Source organism: Aeromonas sp. S16(2024) (genome assembly GCF_041403065.1).
GTDB lineage: Bacteria > Pseudomonadota > Gammaproteobacteria > Enterobacterales > Aeromonadaceae > Aeromonas.
The window spans coordinates 138,903-159,478 of record NZ_JBGLQX010000009.1 but is presented as its reverse complement, the minus strand read 5'-3'; the positions used below and the strand labels follow the sequence as shown (position 1 = coordinate 159,478).

The window sequence follows — 20,576 nt, the reverse complement described above, 5'->3', positions numbered from 1 at the left end:
ACTCTTCCGTACACTCCACCCGATTTGCCGCCAGAGCGCAGCCAAGGTGGATCAGAAGTCTCCTTCAACCATGTACTCTTCCGTACACTCCACCCGCCTTGCCGCCAGAGCGCAGCCAAGGTGGATCAGAAGTCTCCCTCAACCATGTACTCTTCCGCACACTCGACGAGCTGGGGCCAGAGCTCTTCCGGCACCCAGGCTTCGGGGTCATCCTCGTCCCCATCATACTGGGTCCAGAAGAAGGCGCGCAGGCCGCTCGCGAAGTCATCGCTGATCTCGGCAAGCTCCGAGAGCGGCCCCAGCCAGGCGATGCGGCGCAGGCCGGAGGCGAGATCGTTGATGGCATCCATCAGGGTGCGATCGTCCTGACTCTGCTCCACCAGCAGGGTGAAGCGCTCGCGGGCGCTCTCGGTCTGATCCTCATCCAGCTCGCCCACATCGGCCAGCAGATCGACAAAGTCCTCCAGCAGGAACTGGATCAGGGACTCCCTGTCCTCAAACCACTGGATCTGGGCCCCCTTGGTACCCAGCACGGAGGCATCGAACGAATCATCGAGATGGCACAGCGCCCATGGATCGTCAGTCATTGCTACCCTTCCTACCGCTTGAAATAAGGACCCTATCTTATGCCTGGTGCGCCCCCCATGCTACCTCGGAGGACGACACAGGCCCGAGCGGCCCATGCAGGGCCGCCTCACTCATAGGTACGCTAACCGTCGACCCTGGCCACCTTGGGCAACGAGAGCGAGGCGGCAAGCCCGCCCAGCTCGGCCCGCCCCATGATGAGGCTGCCGCGATAGGCTTCGGCCAGGTCTGACACTATGTTGAGGCCGAGCCCGGATCCAGGCACCTTCTCGTCGAGCCGCACCCCGCGCAGCACCGCCTTGGCTATCTGATCCTCGCTCATGCCGGGGCCGTCATCCTCGATGCGCAGGGTGATCCAGCCCCCCAGCTCGGCGCTGGAGATGCGCAGCTGGCTGGCGGACCACTTGAAGGCGTTCTCCAGCAAATTGCCCACCATCTCGTCGAAGTCCTGCTCCTCCACCCCGACCGCCAGGTTGGCCGGCACCTGCAGGTCCACCGTCTTGCCCGGGTAGAGACGGGAGAAGGCGCGGCAGATGTACTCCACCCGTGCCCGCACCGGGGTCGAGACCCCGAGGATCTTGGCGGCGCCGGTGACCCGCGCCTTGCCGAGGTGATAGTCGATGTGGCGCTGGATCTGGTCGAGCTGCTCGCCGATGGCGGCCTGATCCTCGGGGGGCAGCTGGGCCACCTGATTGCGCATTATGCTGAGCGGCGTCTTGAGGGCATGAGCCAGGTTGCCGGTGTGGGAGCGGGCCCGCTGCAGCAGCTCGCTGTAGTGGTGCAGCAGGCGGTTGATGTCTTCCACCAGCGGCTGGATCTCCAGCGGATAGCGCAGCCGGAACCCCTCCTGATGGCCCTGGTGGACCCGGCCCAGCTCGCGGCGCAGCAGATGGAGCGGACGCAGGCCGTAGACGATCTGGAACATGAAGCCCAGCACCAGACCGGCGGCGGCGAAGCCGAGACCGAGGAAGAGGCTGATCCTGGTCTTCTTCAGGGTCTGGGTCAGGGCGCTGCTGTCCTTGGCCATCACCAGGGTAAACACCTTGTCAGAGCCCGGCAGCAGCACTGTGCGGGTCATGATCAGCAAGGGCTCCTTGTTGGGCCCCTTGCCGACGAAGAGATCCGGATCCCCGAAGGCCGACTTCAGGCCGTGGGCGCTCAGGTGCACATCCCACAGGGAGCGGGAGCGGCTGACCACGGCATCCCCCAGCTCAAGCTGCCAGTAATAGCCAGAATAGGGCTGGCGAAAACGGGGGTCCGCCATGGGCTCGGTGACCACGGGCAGGCCGTCGGGCTGGATCTCGAGGCGGGAGAGCAGATCGTAGAGCTGCAACCTCAGGCCGTCGGCTTCCGCCTCCTGCCAGTAGTTGCGCATCATGGTCTGCAGGCTGAAGCCGGTGGCGAACAGGAAGAGCCCGCACCAGACCAGGGCTATGGCCACCAACCGTCCCCGCAGGGTACGCACCAGCCTCATTCACCGACCCCCTGCCGTGCTGGCATCAGCATCCGTCTCACTCGTTGATCCGGTAGCCGAGACCGCGCACCGTCTCGATCAGATCGGCGTGGGTCTTCTTGCGAATCCGGCCGATGAACACCTCGACCGTGTTGGAGTCGCGATCGAAATCCTGGGCATAGATGTGGTCGATCAGCTCGCTGCGCGACACCACCTTACCCCTGTGCTGCATCAGGTAACCCAGCACCCGGAACTCGTGGGCGGTGAGCTTGATGGGGGTGCCTTCGTACCATACCTGAGACGCCGCCATGTCGAGCCGAACCCCGCCAATCTCCAGGATGGAGCTGGCATTGCCCGCCGCCCGGCGCACCAGGGCCTGCACCCGGGCCACCAGCTCGGCGACCTGGAACGGCTTGGTGAGGTAGTCATCGGCCCCGGCGTTGAGCCCTTCTATCTTCTCGTGCAGCTGGCCACGGGCGGTCAGCACCAGCACGGGTGTGTCTATCCCCTTGCTGCGCCACTCCTTGAGCACGCTCAGTCCATCGCGACCCGGCAGGCCGAGATCCAGGATGATGGCGTCGTAGGGTTCGGTCTCGCCGAGAAAACCCGCCTCGTTGCCATCGTGGCAGAGGTCGGTCACAAACCCGGACAGGCGCAGCTGTTCCGCCAGCTGGCCGGCCAGGATCTTTTCATCTTCAACTATCAGAATTCGCATAAATGGGTATCCAAAGCAGAGTTGCGCCTGTCGCGGCGGCGATTGGGGAACGAGCCATCAGGGCGGGGAGCATGCGGCGGATCACTCCTCTTCCGGGGGCGGGCGAGGCTCGAACAGGCGCTCCAGATGATGGCCCTTGAGCCACACCATCTCCAGGTTGTCGGCGCGATAGCCCACCTTGATGACGCTGTTCTCGTCGTCGATGAGCCGAAGTTCATAGAGCCAGACCCCGTCCTCCTCCCCCAGATCGACGCGCAGTACGCGCACCGGCAGGCGGGAAGCCACCTCCATCAGCTCATGAAAAGGCCGGATCCGCCCCTCGCTGACCGCCTGTTGCAGCAAGGCCTCGTTCGGCTGGGCCGCCTGGACCAGCATCGGCAGCAGCAATCCAAGCAGGGGCAGCGCGCTATTCATGGGTGATTCATCTCTCAAAACCTAACATAATGCCGTTTATAGTGTGCCAGCCATGAATCCGGAATGAATATGATCCCACGCGGTATCCTGCTGATCCTCTGCCTTTTTTCCACCCTTGGCTGGGCGGCTCAGACGCGTCTCGACATGCCGGCCCTGGTCAAGCTGTTGCTGGCCCAAGGGTACCACGACATTCGGGAAGTCGAGCTGGAAGGGGACAAATTCGAGGTGGAAACCCTGGATGCCGACGATAGGCGGGTGCAGCTGCGGGTCGATGCCTACAGCGGAGAGATCACCAAAAAAGAGGCCGATTAGGCCTCTTCTGTTATGGGCGTGACGGCTGTTGCGCCGCCCTCCCGACCGGTTGCGGACGTCGGCGCCAGGGACGCAGCAGCTTCTCTCGCCGCGGCCACAACAGCCCCCCCGCCAGCAACAGGTAGATGAGGGGCTCCAGCCAGCCACTCTTGACCGACCACCAGTAGTGCACCGGCACCAGCAGGGCAACCCCATAGATCCAGTTGTGCAGCTTCTGCCAGCTTGGCCCCATGGCCCGCAGCAGGGCCGGGATCGAGGTGATGCTGAGCGCCAGCAGCAACAACAGCGCCACCATGCCCACCACTATGTAGCTGCGCTTCACCAGCTCGCCGCCGATCAGTCCCCAGTCGAACTGCAGATCCAGCCCCAGCCACACCATAAAGTGCAACAACGCCCAGGCCGCGCACCAGAGCCCGAGGGGGCGACGCAGCTTGATAAGCTGACCCTGGCGCCAGCGCTTGGCCAGCGGCGACACCAGCAGGGTGAGCAGCAGCAGGTGCAGGGCCCCCTTGCCAAGGTAGTGGGTCAGCCCCTGTACCGGATCCCCCCCCAGCAACCCGGCCGGCACGGCATAGCCCAGCCAGAGCAAAAAGCCGAGCGAGGCCAGGTGTACCAGCAGGCGCAAGCCGTTGATATGGGCTGTTTTCAGTCTCGGCGTCATATCGCAGTTCCCGTTATGTTTTTCCCACCCCTCATCCCCAACCCTTCTCCCGCAAGGGGAGAAGGGGGCAAGACACCGTTCGGGCAGAGCGTCAGTTTCAATACCATTTGCGCAGATCCATCCCCTGATAGAGGGAGGCCACCTCGTCGCCATAGCCGTTGAACATCAGGGTCGGCTGGCGCTTGGCGCCGAAGATGCCCCCCTCGCCGATGAAGCGCTCGCTCGCCTGGCTCCAGCGCGGATGATCCACGTCGGGATTGACGTTGGCATAGAAACCATACTCGTTCGGTGCCAGCAGGTTCCAGGTGGTGGGAGGCATCTCCTCCACCAGACGGATGGAGACTATGCTCTTGATGCTCTTGAAGCCGTACTTCCAGGGCACCACCAGCCGGATGGGTGCCCCGTTCTGGGCGGGCAGCGTCTTGCCGTAGAGCCCCATCGCCAGGAAGGCGAGCGGGTGCATCGCCTCGTCGAGGCGCAAACCCTCCACATAGGGGTAATCGATGCCACCGCCGAGGGAGCGGGAGGCCTGTCCCGGCAACTGCTCGGGATCATAGAGGGTCTCGAACGCCACGAACTTGGCACGACTGTTGGGCTCGGCACGGCGGATCAGATCCGCCAGCGGGATGCCGCTCCAGGGCAGCACCATGGACCAGGCCTCCACGCAGCGCAGCCGGTAGATCCGCTCCTCCAGGGTGCTCTTGTTGATGAGATCCCACACATCCAGGGTAAAGGGGTTGGCCACCTCCCCCTCCACCTTGAGCGTCCAGGGCTCGGGTTTGAGGTAGTGGGCGTTGCGGGCCGGATCCCCCTTGTCGGTGCCGAGCTCGTAGAAGTTGTTGTGGCTGGTCGCCTTCTCCAGCGGCGTCAGGGTCAATCCGTCCTGCCGGGTCGCAGCCTTGTAATTGAGTGGTTTGGTGGCAGGCGCCGGGGTCGACTCCTCGGTGGAGAAGAGATCCAGCAGGCTGGCCTGGGTGGGAAACGCCAGGGTGGCGGCACTCAGTCCCAGCCCTTTCAGAATGAGTCGGCGATCCTGATAGACGGCTTCCGGCGTGACATCCTGTTCGGCGAGGTGATGAGAGGAACGGCGCTTGATCAACATGGAAAACTCCCGGGGCGATGAGGCTGACAACCATAAGACCCGCCCCGGCCGAGTTTTATTTCACACAAATTTACATGGGCTGGTAAAGCGGCAGCGCCTTGGCCATGGTGCCGACCAGGAACAGCAGAATGAATACCAGCAGCGGGACTATCACGTTTGGCGCCATCAGACTCACTCCATGAGCAGGACAGGGCCTCTAACTATGGTCGAAGGCCAAGGACGCCTCCAATGAATTTTTTTCGCGAGCGCAAGCGTATTCCCGAGTTGAAAAGAGTGACGGAGATCACACACAATCCGGCCCCTGCTTGCCGCCCCCTTGCCGAAGGGTAGGCTGCCTCCTTTTCCGAATTCAACCACTGAGAGTCATGCCATGAGCCCATTGATCGCCATCGCCATCACGACCGGGATCCTCTCCGCCGTCTGGGGCGGACTGGCCGCCGCCCTCGGCCTCATCTCCTGGGTCGGCTTCCTCGGTTGTACCAGCTATTTCGCCTCGAGCGGCGGTTACAAGGCGCTGCTGCAGACCCTGCTGTGCAACGCCACCGGCATGCTGTGGGCACTGCTGCTGATCCACGGCGAAGGCTGGTGGGGGGCCGGCATGGCGGGCTATCTGATGACGGGTGTGGTGGCGACCCTGATGTGCGTGCAGGCAAAGCAGCAGTGGCTGGGGTACATTCCCGGCACCTTCGCCGGTTGCTGCGCCACCTTCGGGGCGGCGGGGGAGTGGCGGCTTATCCTGCCATCTCTGGTGATAGGCGCGCTCTTTGGCTACCTGATGAAGGCGAGCGGCCTCTGGCTCTCCGACAAAACCCGGAAGGCCCAGGCCGCGACTCGCGCGGTTGATCCGGCCTGATCCTGACCCGGCGCCTGGTCATAGGCGCGCTCTTTGGCTACCTGCTGAAGGCGAGCGGCCTCTAGCTCTCCCGCAAAACCCGGAAGGCCCAGGCAAGCACCGGCGTGACCGATCCGGCCTGAACAAGGGTAGCGGCAAGTCGCCGACTAGCCGCTCCCGCCTCGCTCATCCCTTCGATTTGAAGTTTGCCGCCTCGATACCGTGCCGATTCAATAACTTGTAGAAGTCGGTACGATTTCTTCCCGCCATATTGGCCGCCAGGGTCACATTCCCCTCCGTGGTGCGCAGCAGGCGGATCAGATACTCCTTCTCGAACTCGGCGCGGGCCTCGTTGAACGAGGGAATGCCGCCGACGCCACCGCTCAGGGCCGACTCCACCATGGCGGCGCCTATCACCGGGCTGCAGCATAGGCTGGCGAGCTGCTCCACCACCCCGCAGAGCTGACGGACGTTGCCGGGCCAGGCCGCCGCCGCCAGCAGGGCCAGCGCCTCCGGCGAGAAGCCGAGGGCGGCGCAGTTGTCGTGGCGACTGCGATAGTCGTCCAGCGCCTGGCGCGCCAGCAGGGGAATATCCTCGCTGCGGGCGCTGAGGGGCGGCAGCGTGATGTTGGCCACGTTGAGGCGATAGAAGAGATCCTCGCGAAAACGCCCCTCCTCCATGGCGGTGACCAGATCCTGATGGCTGGAGCTGATGACCCGCACCTCGGGGGTGCCCTGACCATATTCCGCCAGCACCTGCAGCAACTTGGCCTGCAACGACTCCGACAGGTTTCCTATCTCGTCGAGGAAGAGGGTCGCCCCCTTGGCCTGCTCGAACAGGCCGGACTGTCCATCCTCGCCAAACAGCTGCAAGTCCAGCATCGGCCAGGGCAGCGCGGCACAATTGATGGTGTGCAGCGGCTGGTCACGACGACGGCTTGCCTGGTGCAGCGCCTGGGTCATCACCCCCTTGCCGGAGCCCGAAGGCCCCAGGATCAGCACGGGCACCTCCATGGCGGCGATGCTGCTCGCCTGGATCAGCAACTGCTCCATCTGGGGGTTGCGGGTCTGGATGAGGGACTGCCACTCATGCTGCTGTTTCGGGCGGGTCAGACTCAGGGCGTGCTCTATGGTGACCAGCAGCTCGTCCTTGTCGATGGGCTTGGTGAGAAAGCTGAACACCCCGGAACGGGTCGCCTGGATGGCGTCGGGGATGGTGCCATGGGCGGTCATGATGATGACCGGCATGCCGAGCCACTGGGACTGGATCCGCTCGAACAGCGCCAGTCCGTCCATGCCCCCCATCCGCAGGTCGCTCAGCACCAGATCGGCCCGCTGCTGGCGCAACCTGTCCAGCGCCCCCTCGGCGCTGTCGGCGGTATCCACCTCGTAACCCTGACTGCGCAGGCGCATGCTCATCAGCTTGAGCAGGCTGGCATCGTCGTCCACCAGCAGAATGCGACTCATGCTCTCACCCCTTTACCCTGAAGACCTGTTGTTGTTCCCTGCCTTGCACGCCCTCGGCACGTCATGGCTGGGCGCCCCCATTGAGCTTGCGCTGGTTGAGCTGTTCGTCGATGGCGGAGAGCTGCTCTATCTGGCGGCGCAGACGCTGCACCTCCTGGCTCTGATCGTCACGGCGACTGTCACGGGCCAGCAGCTCCTCGCCGAGGGCTATCCAGCTGCGCAGGAAGGCCTGGGCATCCAGGCCGAGCTCGGGCAGCAGGGCCTTGAGCTTGTCCAGTCCGGCCCGGCGGCTCGCCACCGACTCGGACGGATGGGTGTTGACCATGGCCAGGCTGACCCGGCTCTCGAGGTCGGTGGCACCGGCCAGCCGCTCGCGCTCCTGCGCCCGCTGCTGGGCATGACTGGCCAGCAGCCAGTCCGAGTATTGCAGGCGTACCTGCATCTCTTTGTTGGCGAACTCCATCCGCTTGGCGAGGACCTGCTCGGAGGGCTCTGTCAGGCTGCGCGATGGCAGCAGGGAGCAGCCTGCGAGCAGGCCTATCATCAATACGGGTACAACGAATCGTTTCATCTTGAATGTCACTTAAGATCCAACCGGAAACAGACATCAGCCTGTTTATCCTCAATTAATTTAAGCTCGCCCCCCAGACTCATCGCCGACTCGCGGGCAATGGAGAGGCCCATCCCGGATCCTTTCAACAACCCCTGGCGCACTATGCTGCCCTGCTCGAACGGCTCGAAGATCCGCTCCCGCTCGTTTGGCGGGATGACGGGCCCTTCGTTGGCCACCTCCAGCCAGCTGCCGTTGGCATCCTGGCCGGCACGGATCCAGATCTGGCCACCCTTGGCGCCATAACTGACCGCGTTGGAAAACAGATTGTCGAGGATGAGCCGCAGGCGATAAGGCTCGGCCTGCAGGCTGATGGGCTCGGGCGGCAAGTGTACACTGATTTGTTTGGATTCCAGCGCCAGCCGGTACTCTGCAGACAATTCTGACAACAAGGGAGCCAGCGGCACTGCCGTCAGGCTGAACGCCTCCTGCTGACTGAGGCGGTTGAAGTCGAGCAGCCGCTCGATCAGGGTCTGCAGCCGGCGGCTGTTCTCCTCCAGCATCTGGCAGATCTCCTGCTGATCCCCATTGAGCGGCCCCACCAGCTGTTCGGAGAGCAGATCCGCCCCCTCCCGCAGCACGGCGAGGGGCGTCTTCAGCTCGTGGGAGACGTGGCGCAGGAACTGGTATTTCTGCTGTTCCAGCTCCTTGAGCTTGTCGTGCAGCCAGCCGATCCGCTCTCCCAGCAGCACCAGTTCGGCGGGGCCATCCACCGGGCGCTTGTCCGGCTCGACACCGGCTCCCAGGCTCAGGATCCGCGACTCAATCTGACGCACGGGGTGGATGATGAGGTAGGTAAACAGCAGCACCAGCAACAAGCTGAGCCCCGCCACTAAGCCGCTGACCCACCAGATCTCCTCCCTCAGCTCGGCGATGGCCGCCCGCATTCCCGCCACATGCTCATCGACCCGGCCGCGGGTGACCACTTCCAGTTGCTGGTTGAGCTCATTGAACTGGGCGAAGTTGGGGCTGGTCGCCTCCATCTTGGCCTTGCGCAGATCCTGCAAGCCATCCAACCAGACCAGGATGGACTCGAGATCGGAGTAGACAGCAGCATCCGGGATGGATTGCCGATGGGTGGCGAGCAGCTCGCGATAGCGGGCCAGCTGCTGCTGATAGCTGCCGAGGATGCGTGCGTCCCCCAGCACCGCATAGCGGCGCAAGGTGCGCTCCAGATCGATGGCCTGGGTGGTGAGCAGGGTCGCCCGGCGGGTATCCCGCACCGCCCGCTCCATCTCGTCGCTGGTCAGCTGACCCAGATGGGAGAGCGCCTGGCTGTCGTGCCAGATCATGCCCCCCAGGGGCATCAGCACCAGCACGAAGCCCATCAATACCACCTGGAGCAGGGAACGGGGCCGAACCTTGGTCATCTTCTGCTGTCTCGATTCGTCATGGGTGGGCCAGCATATCCGCACTCCATGAAAAAGCAAAACCGGCCAGGGGGCCGGTTTGATTGCACTCGGGGTCCGGATTCACGCCAGACCGACGGACGCCAGGCAGATTATCAGGATCACTGCCAGGGCACCTGAGGCGGTCAACAGCGCCCACTTCATCTCAACACTCATATGAACCTCCTTTCTGCCAATCAGAGTTGGATCACAACAGATAACGGCATGTTAATTCATAGTAAATCCGATAACCGTGAGCTGCGTATATATTTCAGACGAGCCCAACCCAAGGAATGGCAACCATGTTTTACCTCTGCAGCATTGGATCCAATCTCAACCCCACCCAGCACGTCAGCCAGGCCGTGGAAGAGCTGCTGGCCCGCTTCGGCCAGCTGCGTCTGAGCTCGGTGATCCAGACCAAACCGGTGGGGATGCAGTCGCGCCATGACTTTCTCAACTGCCTGTTCGTCGTCCAGAGCGAGCTCTCCGCCGCCCAGCTGAAAGCCGAATTCGTCACCATGGAGCTGGCCCATGGGCGGGATCGCGGCAATCCCCTGTGCAAGGTGACGGACAGGCCCCTCGACATCGACATCCTGGCCAGCAGCACGCGGGATGAGTTCGCCGGGGTCGGGGTGGATGCCTATCTCAGGGATCTGCTGGCCGAGATGTATGAGGGAGGACGGGTCGGCGCCCACAAGGTGGCGCTGGGTCTGCGGACCAGCAAGGTGTTTGCGCAGCAGAGCTTCGGCCAGCAGCCCGTGGCCCTGCGCCAAGCTGCCGAACAGCGCCAGGAGATGTCCATGCCCCCGGACCTGGCTGCCCATCAGGCAAGCATTCGGCCCAACTAGGCGCCCGATCAGGCTGCCGCCACCTCCCATTCGATATCCCCCTGATGGCATCTAGATGACGGCGAGGGCCCGGCCACCATCCACCCGGATGCTGGCCCCCGTCATATAGTCGTTTGCCATCAAGAGCCTGACTGCCTGCCAGATGGGTTCCAGCCCCCCCTCCCTCGCCAGCGGCGTCCGGGCCAGCACCTGCTGGCGCCAGGCATCCCCATGCTCGTCGAGGAACAGGATGGGGCCGGGCTCTATGGTGTTGACCCGCACCGCGGGCGCCAGCTCCCGGGCAAAGCTCATGGCCAGCGAATGCGCCCCGGCCTTGGTGGCCACATAGGCGGCGAACTGGGGCGCCGGGGCGTGAATGTAGATGTCGGTGATGTGGATGATGCTGGCGTTGGGATTGCCTGCCAGCTTGGGTGCCAGCGCGCGGTTCAGCTGAAATGGCGCCGCCATATGCACCCGGTAGAACTGATCGAACTGGGCCAGCTGCGCCGCAGGATCGGCCGCCTCGGGTTCGAAGGCCGAGGCGTTGTGGATGATCAGCGCCAGATCGTCATGGGCACCCAATGCCGTGACCAGGCGGGCCACATCCTCTTCCAGGGCGAAATCCGCCTGCACCAGCTCTACCCCCAGTGCTCGCAAGCGGGCAAGCTCGGGCCGCTCACTGCGATAGCTGCCCGTCACCCGCCAACCCGCGGCCACCAACTGTTCGCACAGATAGAATCCCAGCCGACGGCCACAGCCCGTTACCAATGCACGCATAACCTCTCCTTTTGTCAGTGCTTGCCGACCCGGGGCCCTGCCTATCAATCTCCACGGCACAAGCCATTGGCCCCGTCCGCCGTCCAGCGGACATAGTGACACCACTTTAACCCTTTTGGAGCCACCCAGATGCTGCAGATCCGCGATCACATGAGCCGCCCGACCCACCTCCTCAGCCCGCAACTCGCCCTGGCCGAGGCCCTCGACAGACTCCATCAGGCTGACGCCAGCGGCCTGCCGGTGCTGGATGACCAGAAACGGCTGATCGGATTCCTCTCCGAGCAGGACTGCATCCCCAGCCTGCTCACCGGCAGCTATCACTGCGACAGCCGCACCCGGGTGGAGGATCTGATGAGCCGCACCCCGCTGTTCGTCAGCCCGGACGACAGCATCCTGGATCTCGCCCGCCAGATGACGGGGGCCAGACCCAAGGTCTATCCGGTGCTGGAAGGGGGCAAGGTGATCGGCATCATCAACCGCAGGCAGGTAATGCAGGCCCTCAATGCGCAGATGAAGCAGTGCCAGGCCACCTAGAGCTGATAGCGTCCCCGATCGCCGATATCGAAATGCAGGGGCATGCGCCACTTGGCCAGGCTGAGCAGACCAAGCAGCAAGCCGCTCACCAGGGCAACCAGGGCCGTGGCCCAGGCGAAGCGGGTCCACTCCAGCAGCCACAGCAGGGGCAATAGCAGAGGCAGGAGCCTGATGCCCGGGATGGCGAAGCAGAACTGCTCCTTGAACGCCAAGCCAGAGAGGGTGGCCAGGGCCGCCCCCAGCACCAGGACGGCGGGGGCGCCGCAGGTGGCCAGCATCAGTCCGCCCCAGGCCAGCCCCTGCAGGATAAACCGGACCCGCTTGTCATAAATGTGCAGGCAAAATCCGCACAGGCCGCTGGCCACCACCAGCATGGTCAGCCAGACCGAGGGTGACAGGGGCGCCGGTCCCCCCAGCAAGCCAACCCCTCGACACAACAGCAGCAAAGCTGTCAGACTCAGACCGAGACGATAGAGACAGACAGAGAGCCTGTCGATGCCATCCAGTTCGCTTTCTACTTCAGGGTTTGCCATCCGGGGTCGTCTCTATTGAGGTATCTGCCGGTCACTATACCCCGTTGCGCATAAACCAGCCCCGAGTGTTCAGGAGATGTGATTTGCGAATCTTGCTCGTGTTCTGCTTGCTGCTGCCCTGCTGGCTGTCGGCCCGGGAGCTGGTCATTGGCGGCCTCCTTGAGCCGCCCCTGAAGTGGCTGGATGAGAAAGACCAGCCACGGGGGCTGGATGTGGATCTGGTCACCACCATCTTTGGCGTCCTCCAGGTCCCCATCAGGATAGAGCTGCTCGATTCCGGTGCCAGACTCACCCGCAACGCCGAGGGCGGCGTCTATGACCTGCTGCTGAGCCACTCCTACAAGCCGGAGCGAGAGACCTATCTGCTCTATCCCAAGCAGGCCCATATGCTCCATAGCTGGCACTTCTTCGTGCGCAAGGCCGACATGGAGAAGATCCACTACGATAGCCTGGTCGATCTCAAGCCCTGGCGCATCGGTGTCACCAAGGACTTCTCCTACACCCCCGAGCTCACGGCGGCCATGGCCGATCCGGCCTATCGCTGCCAGGCGATCCCCATCAACCAGCTGCAGCTGCGCAAGCTGATCGCCGGGCGCATCGATCTGGTTCCCATGTCCCTGGTCACCGCCTTCACCCAGATAAAAGAAGAGGGGCTGGAGGGCAAGCTCGGCTACCTGCCAAAACCCCTCAAGACCAGTCCCTACTTCAATGTCTGGACCCGCTCCCGGGCCGATGCCGACACCCCGGCCCTGATGGCGGCCTACGATGCCGAACTGCTGCACATGAAGCATGACGGCCGCCTCAAGGCGCTCTACGACAAGTACGGCATCCCCTATATCGAACCCTGACCCCGATGGTCAAGGCGGCTCGTCAAGGTTTCACGTCTCTCAATATCGGATTCTGCAACGAGATCAGGGTTTCTGTGGACTGGATCTCGTCTATGGTCTGGATCTTGTGGATCAGCACGGTCTGCAGCTCGTCGATGGAGCGGGTCATCACCTTCATGAAGATGCTGTAGTGGCCCGTGGTGTAGTAGGCCTCCACCACCTCGTCCAGCGCCTGCAACTTGGCCAGGGCCGAGGGGTAATCCTTGGCACTCTTCAGATTGATCCCGATAAAGCAGCAGACGTCGTAACCCAGCTTCTTCGCGTTCACCTGTACCCTGGTGCCCTCGATGATCCCCGCCTGCTTCATCTTCTCCACCCGCACATGAATGGTGCCCGGGCTGACCAGTAGTTGTTTTGCCAGCTCGGCGTAAGGGATACGCGCATTCTCCATCAGGGCAGTGAGGATGGCCTGATCGAGATTATCGATCCGATAATTTTCCGACACTTTTTTGCACTCCTGTTGACGATATCTCAGCAAACACCCGGATATTTTGAACAAAAAAATACGTAAAGCCTATTTCTATTATCGAATATTGAATTTAGTGCGCAATCTGTTGAAGAATCGCCACATCCAACGGGTTTGAAACAGGTATTTCCCATGAAACAGCACTACATTCGCAGCCAACAACAGATCAGCTTCGTCAAAGAGATGTTCTCCCGCCAGCTCGCCCAGCAACTGGGTCTGATGGAGGTGCAAGCCCCCATTCTGAGCCGGGTCGGTGATGGCACTCAGGACAACCTCTCCGGCCACGAGAATGCGGTGCAAGTGAAGGTGAAGACGCTGCCTGAGCACAGCTACGAGGTGGTGCACTCCCTGGCCAAGTGGAAGCGCCATACCCTGGGTCGCTTCGGCTTCGGCCCGGGTGAAGGCATTTACACCCACATGAAGGCGCTGCGCCCGGACGAAGACAGACTCACCCCCATCCACTCCGTCTATGTGGATCAGTGGGACTGGGAGAAGGTAATGCCAAGCGAGCGCCGGGATCTCGCCTATCTGCAGGAGACGGTGCGCGGCATCTGGGCCGCCATCAAGGCCACAGAGCGCGCCGTATGCGCCGAGCATGAGCTGACCCCCTTCCTGCCGGCCGAGATCCAGTTCCTGCACAGCGAAGAGCTGCTGACCCGCTACCCGGACCTCGACGCCAAGGGGCGCGAACGCGCCATCGCCAAGGAGCTGGGAGCCGTCTTCCTCATCGGCATCGGCGGCGCCCTCTCCCACGGCGAGCGCCACGACGTGCGTGCCCCGGACTATGACGACTGGAGCAGCGAGAGCGAACTGGGTCTGGCGGGTCTGAACGGTGACATCCTGGTGTGGAACCCTGTGCTGGAAGACAGCTTCGAGATCTCCTCCATGGGGATCCGGGTGGACGCCGAAGCCCTGCGCCGCCAGCTCGCCATCACAGGGGACGAGGATCGCCTGCAATACGACTGGCACCAGGATCTGCTGGCCGAGCGGATGCCGCAAACCATAGGCGGCGGCATAGGCCAATCCCGTCTGGCCATGCTGTTGCTGCAAAAAGAGCACATCGGTCAGGTACAGGTCGGCGTCTGGCCAGCGGAGATGAAAACCGCCATCCCGGGCATGTTGTAAACCGGTCAACGCAGTGAGCCTTCTCACAAAGAGGCACATCGGGCAACAGACACATGTCGGCGTCTGGCCATCCGAAATGAAAGCTGCCATCCCGGGCATGCTGTAAGCAGATTATTGGCATCCGGCAACCCATGCCGGATGCCGACAGGTGTGTGGCGGTGCGGGCTGAAAGAGCGCAGTCCGGACAGGCTGTAAGGAGAGGGTCATCCTGGATGACCCGCTGCGAAACCGGGGCTTGCCCCTGCGACCCGCTCAACCCACGCAAGGTCGCATTGAATACATTCCTCCCGGCAATCTTCGGATTGCCGTTTTTTTTATGCAGGAAATCGGTACTCGAAACCAGCCCCGATCTGGCGCTGCCGCGGCAGCCCCGCCTTGCGCTTGCCGGTGCAATGGCAGGCAAACAGCTTCTCCACCGCTTCCTCCTGCAGATAAGTGCCGAGCGCCACCGCCCGTTGCGGGCCGGAGAACTTCAGGTGCAGACCACCGATGACGGCATGTACTCGCTCATCGCCGCACACCTCCTTGGCCCACTGGACGATGTTTTCGACCCCGGAGTGGCCGCAGCCGATAAAGACAATCAGGCCCTGTGCGCTCTTGTAGGCCAGCGCCGAGTCATCGCTGATAAGGTCTTTCTCCACTCGCCCGCCTCGCAATATGTAGCCAAGCAGGGAAGGGGCTGCCTTGTCGCGCCGCGCGATGCTCCCGAGAAATACCAGACGCTCCGAGAGCCACATCGGCTCGGCCGAACAGTGGGGAAGCAAGCCCCTGGCCACCAGCGACTCCTGCTCCAGATCCCCCGAGAGGCGATAGAGGTTGCGACGCAAGAAGGGGAGCGGCAGAAAATAGCCCCGTTCACAAAACACATCCGGACAGGCAATCAATGGGATGGGATCGGGATAGACGGGCAGGGAGCCGATGCCGCCCACATGGTCATAATGGCCGTGGGACAGCACCACATGAGTCAGCGAAGCGAGATCGATCCCCATCACCTCGGCATTGTGCCGCAGCGCCCGGCCTCGGCCGCTGTCGAACAACACCCTGAGGCCGTCACACTCCAGCAGCAGCGCCAACCCTCGCTCGGGCAGACAACCAGGCAGATGAACCTCATCATCCACCAAGACGGAAAACTTCAGCATCTCAATCCCCCTGAAAACAAAACGCAGGCACAAGGCCTGCGTTTTGAGTCGACAACCCATCACTGGGTCATGGTGAGCCCGTTGCTGTCGGCACCCAGCAGCAGCCGCTTGCCGGGGATGACCCGACCGCTGAGCAGGGCCTGAGCCAGCGGGTTTTCCACCTTCTGCTGAATGGCCCGCTTGAGGGGACGCGCCCCGTAGACGGGATCGAAACCGGCGTGGACCAGCTTGGTCAGCAGCTCCTCGCTCACCTCCACCTCGAAGCCCTGGGACTCCAGACGACCCATCAGGCTCTTGAGCTGGATCCGGGCGATGGACTTGATGTGATCCTCGCCGAGCGGGTGGAACACCACTGTCTCGTCGATCCGGTTGATAAACTCCGGGCGGAAGCTGCGGGTCAGCAGCTCCATCAGCAGGGCCTTCATCTCCTCATAGTCCTTCTCGGCATAGTGCTCCTGGATGAGATCCGAGCCGAGGTTGGAGGTCATGATCACCACCGTATTGCGGAAGTCCACAGTACGGCCCTGGCCATCAGTCAGGCGACCATCGTCCAGCACCTGCAACAGTATGTTGAACACATCCGGGTGCGCCTTCTCCACTTCGTCGAGCAGGATCACCGAGTAGGGGCGACGGCGTACCGCCTCGGTGAGATAACCCCCCTCCTCGTAACCCACGTATCCCGGAGGCGCCCCCACCAGCCGCGCCACGCTGTGCTTCTCCATGAACTCGGACATGTCGATGCGCACCATGGCGTCCTGGGTATCGAACAGGAACTCGGCCAGCGCCTTGCACAGCTCTGTCTTGCCCACCCCGGTGGGCCCCAGGAACAGGAAGGAGCCGATGGGGCGGTTCGGATCGGAGAGCCCGGCCCGGGAGCGGCGGATGGCGTTGGAGACGGCGTCCACCGCCTCTTCCTGGCCGATCACCCGGCTGTGCAGCTGATCCTCCATCCGCAGCAGCTTGTCGCGCTCCCCTTCCAGCATGCGCGCCACCGGAATACCGGTCCAGCGCGCCAAGACGTCTGCGATCTCCACATCGGTGACCCGGTTGCGCAGCAGGCTGGTCTCCTGCATCTCCGCCTGAGTGGCGAGATCCAGCTGTTTCTCCAGCTCGGGGATACGGCCATATTGCAGCTCGGACATGCGACCGAGATCCCCGGCCCGGCGGGCCACCTCGAGATCCTGACGGGCCTGCTCCAGCGCGGCCTTGATGTGCTGGGTACCGGCAAGGGCGGCCTTCTCGGCCTTCCACACCTCTTCCAGCTCGTTGTATTCCCGCTCCTTCTCGGTCAGCTCCTGGTTGAGCAGATCTAGGCGCTTGCGGCTGGCGTCATCGTCCTCTTTGAGCAGCGCCTGCTGCTCGAGTTTCAGCTGGATGATGCGCCGCTCCAGCCGGTCCAGGGATTCCGGCTTGGAGTCGATCTGCAACCGGATGCTGGCCGCCGCCTCGTCGATGAGATCGATGGCCTTGTCCGGCAGCTGGCGATCCGCGATGTAGCGGTGGGACAGCTGGGCCGCCGCGACTATGGCGGGGTCTGTGATCTGCACATGGTGGTGCAGCTCATAGCGCTCCTTCAGGCCGCGCAGTATGGCGATGGTGTCCTCCACCGAGGGCTCCTCCACCAGCACCTTCTGGAAGCGGCGCTCGAGAGCGGCATCTTTTTCCACGTACTGCCGATATTCATCGAGGGTGGTGGCACCGACGCAGTGCAGCTCACCGCGCGCCAGGGCGGGTTTGAGCATGTTGCCCGCGTCCATGGCCCCCTCGCCCTTGCCGGCGCCGACCATGGTGTGCAGCTCGTCCACGAAGAGGATGACGTTGCCCTCCTCCTTGGCGAGATCGCTCAGCACCGCCTTGAGCCGCTCCTCGAACTCGCCGCGATACTTGGCACCGGCCACCAGGGCCCCCATGTCCAGCGACAACACCCGCTTGTTCTTGAGCCCTTCCGGCACCTCACCGTTGATGATGCGCTGGGCCAGCCCCTCGACGATGGCGGTCTTGCCGACGCCCGGCGCCCCTATCAGCACGGGGTTGTTCTTGGTGCGGCGTTGCAGCACCTGAATGGTGCGGCGGATCTCTTCATCCCGCCCGATGACGGGGTCGAGCTTGCCGAGTTCGGCCCGCTCGGTGAGGTCTATGGTGTACTTCTCCAGCGCCTGGCGGTTCTCCTCTGCGTTGGCATCATCGATCTTCTTGCCGCCACGCACCTTGTCGATGGCCTGCTCGAGTTTTTCCTTGGTCAGGCCCTGGGCGCGCAGCAGCTCCCCCAGGTTGCCCTTCTCGTCGAGGGCGGCCAGCACGAACAGCTCGGACGAGATGAACTGATCCTTGCGCTGCTGGGCCAGCTTGTCGCAGACGTTGAGCAGACGGCCGAGGCCGTTGGAAAGTTGCACGTCCCCTTCGACGCCGCTCACCTTGGGCAGGCGGTCGAGCTCCTCGCCGAGACGGGAGCGCAGGGCGTTGATATCCATCCCGGTCAGGGTCAGCAGCGGGCGGATGGAGCCGCCATCCTGATTGAGCAGGGCTGTCATCAGGTGGACGGGTTCGATGAATTGGTGGTCACGACCCAGTGCGAGAGACTGGGCATCGGAAATAGCGACTTGGAATTTGCTGGTCAGGCGATCGAGGCGCATTGCACTCCCCCTTTGAAACAGACACGCCGCTTGCGCGGCAAACAACATGATCTTCTGACAAGGTAGATGAGGCCCGTACGGGTTATTTCAAGGGTTGGGGCTGGTTATTTTTTCTTCAGCGAGGGACGCTGGCAGGATCCCCGCCCCTCTCGCGCGGATTTGGTCTTGAGAGGGGCGGGTGATTACTTAGCGGGCCAACCAGATCAGGGAGGCCATGCGGCCGGTCTGACCGTCGCGGCGATAGGAGTAGAACCGCTCGCCGTCGCTGAAGGTGCAGAACTCGCCGCCATAAATGGCGGTGACGCCCGCTCTTACCAATCGCAATCGGGCCAGCTGGTAGATATCCGCCAGCCATTTGCCGTCGTTGGCTGAAGGTACGAAAGCGGCGACAGCCTCGGCCTGCTCCGCCATAAAGGCCTCACGCACCTCGCCACCCACTTCAAACGCAGTGGGGCCGATTGCCGGGCCGAGCCAGGCCAGGATCTCCCCCGGCTCGCAGCCCATGGCGGCGATGCTGGCTTCCAGCACCCCCTCCTTCAGCCCACGCCAGCCGGCATGAGCGGCAGCGACCACAGTGCCGGCCCGGTCGCAAAACAGCACCGGCAGGCAGTCGGCTGTCATCACTATGCAGGCCTGCCCGGCCTCGTGGGCGCAGGCCGCATCGGCATCCGGCGCCTTTTCATAGTCGCTGCCGACCCTATGGACTGCGATGCCGTGCACCTGGTTGAGCCAGTTGAGGGGCCCGGGGATCTGTGCCGCCTGCTGCAGGCGGGCACGGTTCGCCTCGACCCGTGCCGGCTCATCCCCCACATGGGCCCCCAGGTTGAGACCGGCGAAGACCCCCTCGCTCAGGCCACCATCCCGGGTGGTCGACAGGGCCCTGACATTGCCAGGAGCGGGCCAGTCGGGTTCAATCCAGTTCATCTGTGACTCCTTCCATTCACGGATATAAAAACGGGGCTCCTGAAAGGGAACCCCGTTTGGTATCTCTTCGGGCCGGACGACGGCAGAAACCGACGCAGGCCCTATCGCATCAGCTCCAGACTAAATCGTCCGGGTTGGCCAGGGTGATAACTGTACGCAGCACTCTCATCGGTACCGACCTGGCATCAACTCCAGACTAAGTCGTCCGGGTTGGCGAGCGTATCAGCACGCAGCACTTCCATCAGATCCAGCATGTCTTGCGGCGTGGCAGAGTGCCACTCCATGACTTCGCCGGTGATGGGGTGAGCCAGCTTCAGCATGGTGGCGTGCAGCGCCTGGCGGTTGAAGTTGCGCAGGGCCAGGGTCAGCTCAGGGGTCGCATTGCGCAGCAGGCGCAGACGGCCACCGTAAGCGGGATCCCCCACCAGCGGATGCTTGATGTGAGCCATGTGGACACGGATCTGGTGGGTACGACCGGTTTCCAGGCGCAGACGCAGGCGGGTGTGGCCACGGAACTTCTCGTGCACCCGGTAGTGGGTCACGGAAGGACGGCCATTGGGCACCACGGCCATGTGGGTACGCTGGGTCGGGTGACGACCGATAGGAGCATCGACGGTACCACCTGCGGTCATGTGACCTATGGCGACGGCCTCATACTCACGGGTGATCTGACGCGCCTGCAGCGCTTCCACCAGATGGGTCTGGGCCGGGATCGTCTTGGCAACCACCATCAGGCCAGTGGTGTCTTTATCCAGACGGTGCACTATGCCGGCACGGGGGACCTCGGCGATGCCGGGGTAACGGTGCAGCAGGGCGTTGAGTATGGTGCCGTCCGGCGTGCCGGCGCCCGGGTGAACCACCAGACCGGCCGGCTTGTCGATCACCAGAATGTGTTCATCTTCATAGACGATGTTGAGGTCGATGTTCTGGGCATCCCAGCGGGTGTCATCTTCCAACTCGACATCTACATGTACCTGCTGCCCGGCCACCACTTTCTCGCGCGGGGTATTGGCAACCTGACCGTCCAGGGTCACTCTGTCCTGTAAAATCCACTCCTTGATGCGGGTGCGGGAGTAGTCTGGAAACAATTCGGCCAGGGCCTGGTCGAGTCGCTGCCCGAATTGGTGATCCTGAAATTCGCCTGTCAGTTCAATATGCTGGCTCATGTATGGTCTCTTGAGCGGGGGTATCA

Annotated in this window: 23 protein-coding genes; 6 read left to right on the top strand and 17 right to left on the bottom strand. The window is 63.0% G+C overall.

Features of this window, described 5'->3' with window-relative positions; all coding sequences use genetic code 11:
• Positions 1 to 125 precede the first annotated feature (125 nt).
• The 4 genes from ACB030_RS09230 to ACB030_RS09215 all read right to left on the bottom strand — a co-directional run bounded on the left by ACB030_RS09230 (position 126) and on the right by ACB030_RS09215 (position 3,167).
• Positions 126 to 587: a hypothetical protein gene (locus tag ACB030_RS09230; RefSeq protein ID WP_139437891.1), complete on the bottom strand. Its 462-nt coding sequence runs from the start codon at positions 585 to 587 to the stop codon at positions 126 to 128.
• A 122-nt stretch (positions 588 to 709) separates the two neighbouring features.
• A complete protein-coding gene (locus ACB030_RS09225) occupies positions 710 to 2,059 on the bottom strand; it encodes a sensor histidine kinase (protein WP_025328629.1) in 1,350 nt (449 codons plus the stop codon).
• Positions 2,060 to 2,096: 37 nt separating this feature from the next.
• A complete protein-coding gene (locus tag ACB030_RS09220; RefSeq protein WP_025328630.1) occupies positions 2,097 to 2,753 on the bottom strand; it encodes a response regulator transcription factor in 657 nt (218 codons plus the stop codon).
• 81 nt (positions 2,754 to 2,834) lie between these two features.
• Positions 2,835 to 3,167 (bottom strand): PepSY domain-containing protein, encoded by a 333-nt coding sequence (locus ACB030_RS09215; RefSeq protein ID WP_025328631.1) that lies wholly within the window; start codon positions 3,165 to 3,167, stop codon positions 2,835 to 2,837.
• Positions 3,168 to 3,230: 63 nt separating this feature from the next.
• On the opposite strand from ACB030_RS09215, the gene ACB030_RS09210 reads away from it, so the two are divergent.
• Entirely contained in the window at positions 3,231 to 3,479 is a 249-nt protein-coding gene (locus ACB030_RS09210; protein WP_205642962.1) for a PepSY domain-containing protein, read from the top strand.
• Positions 3,480 to 3,489: 10 nt separating this feature from the next.
• Here ACB030_RS09210 and msrQ read toward each other — a convergent pair whose 3' ends face one another.
• Both msrQ and msrP read right to left on the bottom strand, forming a co-directional pair.
• A complete protein-coding gene (gene msrQ, locus ACB030_RS09205; RefSeq protein ID WP_371159246.1) occupies positions 3,490 to 4,140 on the bottom strand; it encodes a protein-methionine-sulfoxide reductase heme-binding subunit MsrQ in 651 nt (216 codons plus the stop codon).
• 97 nt (positions 4,141 to 4,237) lie between these two features.
• Positions 4,238 to 5,242, bottom strand: coding sequence for a protein-methionine-sulfoxide reductase catalytic subunit MsrP (gene msrP, locus ACB030_RS09200; RefSeq protein ID WP_371159244.1), 1,005 nt, complete (start codon positions 5,240 to 5,242; stop codon positions 4,238 to 4,240).
• 370 nt (positions 5,243 to 5,612) lie between these two features.
• Between msrP and ACB030_RS09195 the strand changes: the two genes are divergently transcribed.
• On the top strand, positions 5,613 to 6,095 hold the full coding sequence (locus ACB030_RS09195) for a DUF1097 domain-containing protein (RefSeq protein WP_371159242.1): 483 nt from the start codon (positions 5,613 to 5,615) through the stop codon (positions 6,093 to 6,095).
• A gap of 165 nt (positions 6,096 to 6,260) precedes the next feature.
• Here ACB030_RS09195 and ACB030_RS09190 read toward each other — a convergent pair whose 3' ends face one another.
• The 4 genes from ACB030_RS09190 to ACB030_RS09175 all read right to left on the bottom strand — a co-directional run bounded on the left by ACB030_RS09190 (position 6,261) and on the right by ACB030_RS09175 (position 9,716).
• The gene (locus tag ACB030_RS09190; protein ID WP_371159240.1) at positions 6,261 to 7,541 is read right to left on the bottom strand and encodes a sigma 54-interacting transcriptional regulator; all 1,281 of its coding nucleotides are present in this window, start codon (positions 7,539 to 7,541) and stop codon (positions 6,261 to 6,263) included.
• Between the two features lie 61 nt (positions 7,542 to 7,602).
• On the bottom strand, positions 7,603 to 8,112 hold the full coding sequence (locus ACB030_RS09185; protein WP_139437904.1) for a hypothetical protein: 510 nt from the start codon (positions 8,110 to 8,112) through the stop codon (positions 7,603 to 7,605).
• 8 nt (positions 8,113 to 8,120) lie between these two features.
• Positions 8,121 to 9,521: an ATP-binding protein gene (locus ACB030_RS09180; RefSeq protein ID WP_371159238.1), complete on the bottom strand. Its 1,401-nt coding sequence runs from the start codon at positions 9,519 to 9,521 to the stop codon at positions 8,121 to 8,123.
• A 102-nt stretch (positions 9,522 to 9,623) separates the two neighbouring features.
• Positions 9,624 to 9,716, bottom strand: a complete 93-nt coding sequence (locus ACB030_RS09175) for a YnhF family membrane protein (protein WP_106885551.1) — start codon at positions 9,714 to 9,716, stop codon at positions 9,624 to 9,626.
• A gap of 125 nt (positions 9,717 to 9,841) precedes the next feature.
• Between ACB030_RS09175 and ACB030_RS09170 the strand changes: the two genes are divergently transcribed.
• Positions 9,842 to 10,387 (top strand): 2-amino-4-hydroxy-6-hydroxymethyldihydropteridine diphosphokinase, encoded by a 546-nt coding sequence (locus ACB030_RS09170; protein ID WP_371159235.1) that lies wholly within the window; start codon positions 9,842 to 9,844, stop codon positions 10,385 to 10,387.
• 51 nt (positions 10,388 to 10,438) lie between these two features.
• Here ACB030_RS09170 and ACB030_RS09165 read toward each other — a convergent pair whose 3' ends face one another.
• The gene (locus ACB030_RS09165) at positions 10,439 to 11,143 is read right to left on the bottom strand and encodes an SDR family oxidoreductase (protein ID WP_371159233.1); all 705 of its coding nucleotides are present in this window, start codon (positions 11,141 to 11,143) and stop codon (positions 10,439 to 10,441) included.
• 129 nt (positions 11,144 to 11,272) lie between these two features.
• On the opposite strand from ACB030_RS09165, the gene ACB030_RS09160 reads away from it, so the two are divergent.
• Complete coding sequence (locus ACB030_RS09160) at positions 11,273 to 11,677, top strand: CBS domain-containing protein (protein WP_371159231.1); 405 nt, start codon at positions 11,273 to 11,275, stop codon at positions 11,675 to 11,677.
• Here the strand turns inward: ACB030_RS09160 and ACB030_RS09155 are convergent.
• Positions 11,674 to 12,210 (bottom strand): DUF2301 domain-containing membrane protein, encoded by a 537-nt coding sequence (locus ACB030_RS09155; protein ID WP_371159229.1) that lies wholly within the window; start codon positions 12,208 to 12,210, stop codon positions 11,674 to 11,676. The two genes, ACB030_RS09160 and ACB030_RS09155, sit on opposite strands and share 4 nt — an antisense overlap.
• A gap of 92 nt (positions 12,211 to 12,302) precedes the next feature.
• Between ACB030_RS09155 and ACB030_RS09150 the strand changes: the two genes are divergently transcribed.
• Positions 12,303 to 13,058: a substrate-binding periplasmic protein gene (locus tag ACB030_RS09150; RefSeq protein ID WP_371159269.1), complete on the top strand. Its 756-nt coding sequence runs from the start codon at positions 12,303 to 12,305 to the stop codon at positions 13,056 to 13,058.
• A gap of 22 nt (positions 13,059 to 13,080) precedes the next feature.
• On the opposite strand, the gene asnC is transcribed toward ACB030_RS09150, so the two are convergent.
• Entirely contained in the window at positions 13,081 to 13,542 is a 462-nt protein-coding gene (asnC, locus tag ACB030_RS09145; RefSeq protein WP_205642953.1) for a transcriptional regulator AsnC, read from the bottom strand.
• 153 nt (positions 13,543 to 13,695) lie between these two features.
• Between asnC and asnA the strand changes: the two genes are divergently transcribed.
• Complete coding sequence (gene asnA, locus ACB030_RS09140; RefSeq protein WP_371159227.1) at positions 13,696 to 14,688, top strand: aspartate--ammonia ligase; 993 nt, start codon at positions 13,696 to 13,698, stop codon at positions 14,686 to 14,688.
• Between the two features lie 314 nt (positions 14,689 to 15,002).
• Here asnA and ACB030_RS09135 read toward each other — a convergent pair whose 3' ends face one another.
• From ACB030_RS09135 to rluD, 4 genes are all read right to left on the bottom strand, one after another.
• Positions 15,003 to 15,827, bottom strand: a complete 825-nt coding sequence (locus ACB030_RS09135) for an MBL fold metallo-hydrolase (RefSeq protein WP_371159225.1) — start codon at positions 15,825 to 15,827, stop codon at positions 15,003 to 15,005.
• A 59-nt stretch (positions 15,828 to 15,886) separates the two neighbouring features.
• Complete coding sequence (gene clpB, locus ACB030_RS09130) at positions 15,887 to 18,460, bottom strand: ATP-dependent chaperone ClpB (protein ID WP_371159223.1); 2,574 nt, start codon at positions 18,458 to 18,460, stop codon at positions 15,887 to 15,889.
• 186 nt (positions 18,461 to 18,646) lie between these two features.
• Entirely contained in the window at positions 18,647 to 19,384 is a 738-nt protein-coding gene (gene pgeF / locus ACB030_RS09125; protein WP_371159221.1) for a peptidoglycan editing factor PgeF, read from the bottom strand.
• Between the two features lie 185 nt (positions 19,385 to 19,569).
• Positions 19,570 to 20,550 (bottom strand): 23S rRNA pseudouridine(1911/1915/1917) synthase RluD, encoded by a 981-nt coding sequence (rluD, locus tag ACB030_RS09120; RefSeq protein WP_005324417.1) that lies wholly within the window; start codon positions 20,548 to 20,550, stop codon positions 19,570 to 19,572.
• Positions 20,551 to 20,576 lie beyond the last annotated feature (26 nt).

Bases quoted from the DNA above. Each gene is read 5' to 3' on its own strand.
- ACB030_RS09160 (WP_371159231.1), top strand. From the start codon at position 11,273: ATGCTGCAGATCCGCGATCACATGAGCCGCCCGACCCACCTCCTCAGC.
- pgeF (WP_371159221.1), bottom strand. From the start codon at position 19,384: ATGAACTGGATTGAACCCGACTGGCCCGCTCCTGGCAATGTCAGGGCC.
- ACB030_RS09225 (WP_025328629.1), bottom strand. From the start codon at position 2,059: ATGAGGCTGGTGCGTACCCTGCGGGGACGGTTGGTGGCCATAGCCCTG.
- msrQ (WP_371159246.1), bottom strand. From the start codon at position 4,140: ATGACGCCGAGACTGAAAACAGCCCATATCAACGGCTTGCGCCTGCTG.
- msrP (WP_371159244.1), bottom strand. From the start codon at position 5,242: ATGTTGATCAAGCGCCGTTCCTCTCATCACCTCGCCGAACAGGATGTC.
- ACB030_RS09155 (WP_371159229.1), bottom strand. From the start codon at position 12,210: ATGGCAAACCCTGAAGTAGAAAGCGAACTGGATGGCATCGACAGGCTC.
- ACB030_RS09185 (WP_139437904.1), bottom strand. From the start codon at position 8,112: ATGAAACGATTCGTTGTACCCGTATTGATGATAGGCCTGCTCGCAGGC.
- ACB030_RS09230 (WP_139437891.1), bottom strand. From the start codon at position 587: ATGACTGACGATCCATGGGCGCTGTGCCATCTCGATGATTCGTTCGAT.
- rluD (WP_005324417.1), bottom strand. From the start codon at position 20,550: ATGAGCCAGCATATTGAACTGACAGGCGAATTTCAGGATCACCAATTC.
- ACB030_RS09170 (WP_371159235.1), top strand. From the start codon at position 9,842: ATGTTTTACCTCTGCAGCATTGGATCCAATCTCAACCCCACCCAGCAC.
- ACB030_RS09180 (WP_371159238.1), bottom strand. From the start codon at position 9,521: ATGACCAAGGTTCGGCCCCGTTCCCTGCTCCAGGTGGTATTGATGGGC.
- asnA (WP_371159227.1), top strand. From the start codon at position 13,696: ATGAAACAGCACTACATTCGCAGCCAACAACAGATCAGCTTCGTCAAA.
- ACB030_RS09135 (WP_371159225.1), bottom strand. From the start codon at position 15,827: ATGCTGAAGTTTTCCGTCTTGGTGGATGATGAGGTTCATCTGCCTGGT.
- ACB030_RS09215 (WP_025328631.1), bottom strand. From the start codon at position 3,167: ATGAATAGCGCGCTGCCCCTGCTTGGATTGCTGCTGCCGATGCTGGTC.
- ACB030_RS09220 (WP_025328630.1), bottom strand. From the start codon at position 2,753: ATGCGAATTCTGATAGTTGAAGATGAAAAGATCCTGGCCGGCCAGCTG.
- clpB (WP_371159223.1), bottom strand. From the start codon at position 18,460: ATGCGCCTCGATCGCCTGACCAGCAAATTCCAAGTCGCTATTTCCGAT.
- ACB030_RS09190 (WP_371159240.1), bottom strand. From the start codon at position 7,541: ATGAGTCGCATTCTGCTGGTGGACGACGATGCCAGCCTGCTCAAGCTG.
- ACB030_RS09210 (WP_205642962.1), top strand. From the start codon at position 3,231: ATGAATATGATCCCACGCGGTATCCTGCTGATCCTCTGCCTTTTTTCC.
- ACB030_RS09175 (WP_106885551.1), bottom strand. From the start codon at position 9,716: ATGAGTGTTGAGATGAAGTGGGCGCTGTTGACCGCCTCAGGTGCCCTG.
- ACB030_RS09165 (WP_371159233.1), bottom strand. From the start codon at position 11,143: ATGCGTGCATTGGTAACGGGCTGTGGCCGTCGGCTGGGATTCTATCTG.
- ACB030_RS09195 (WP_371159242.1), top strand. From the start codon at position 5,613: ATGAGCCCATTGATCGCCATCGCCATCACGACCGGGATCCTCTCCGCC.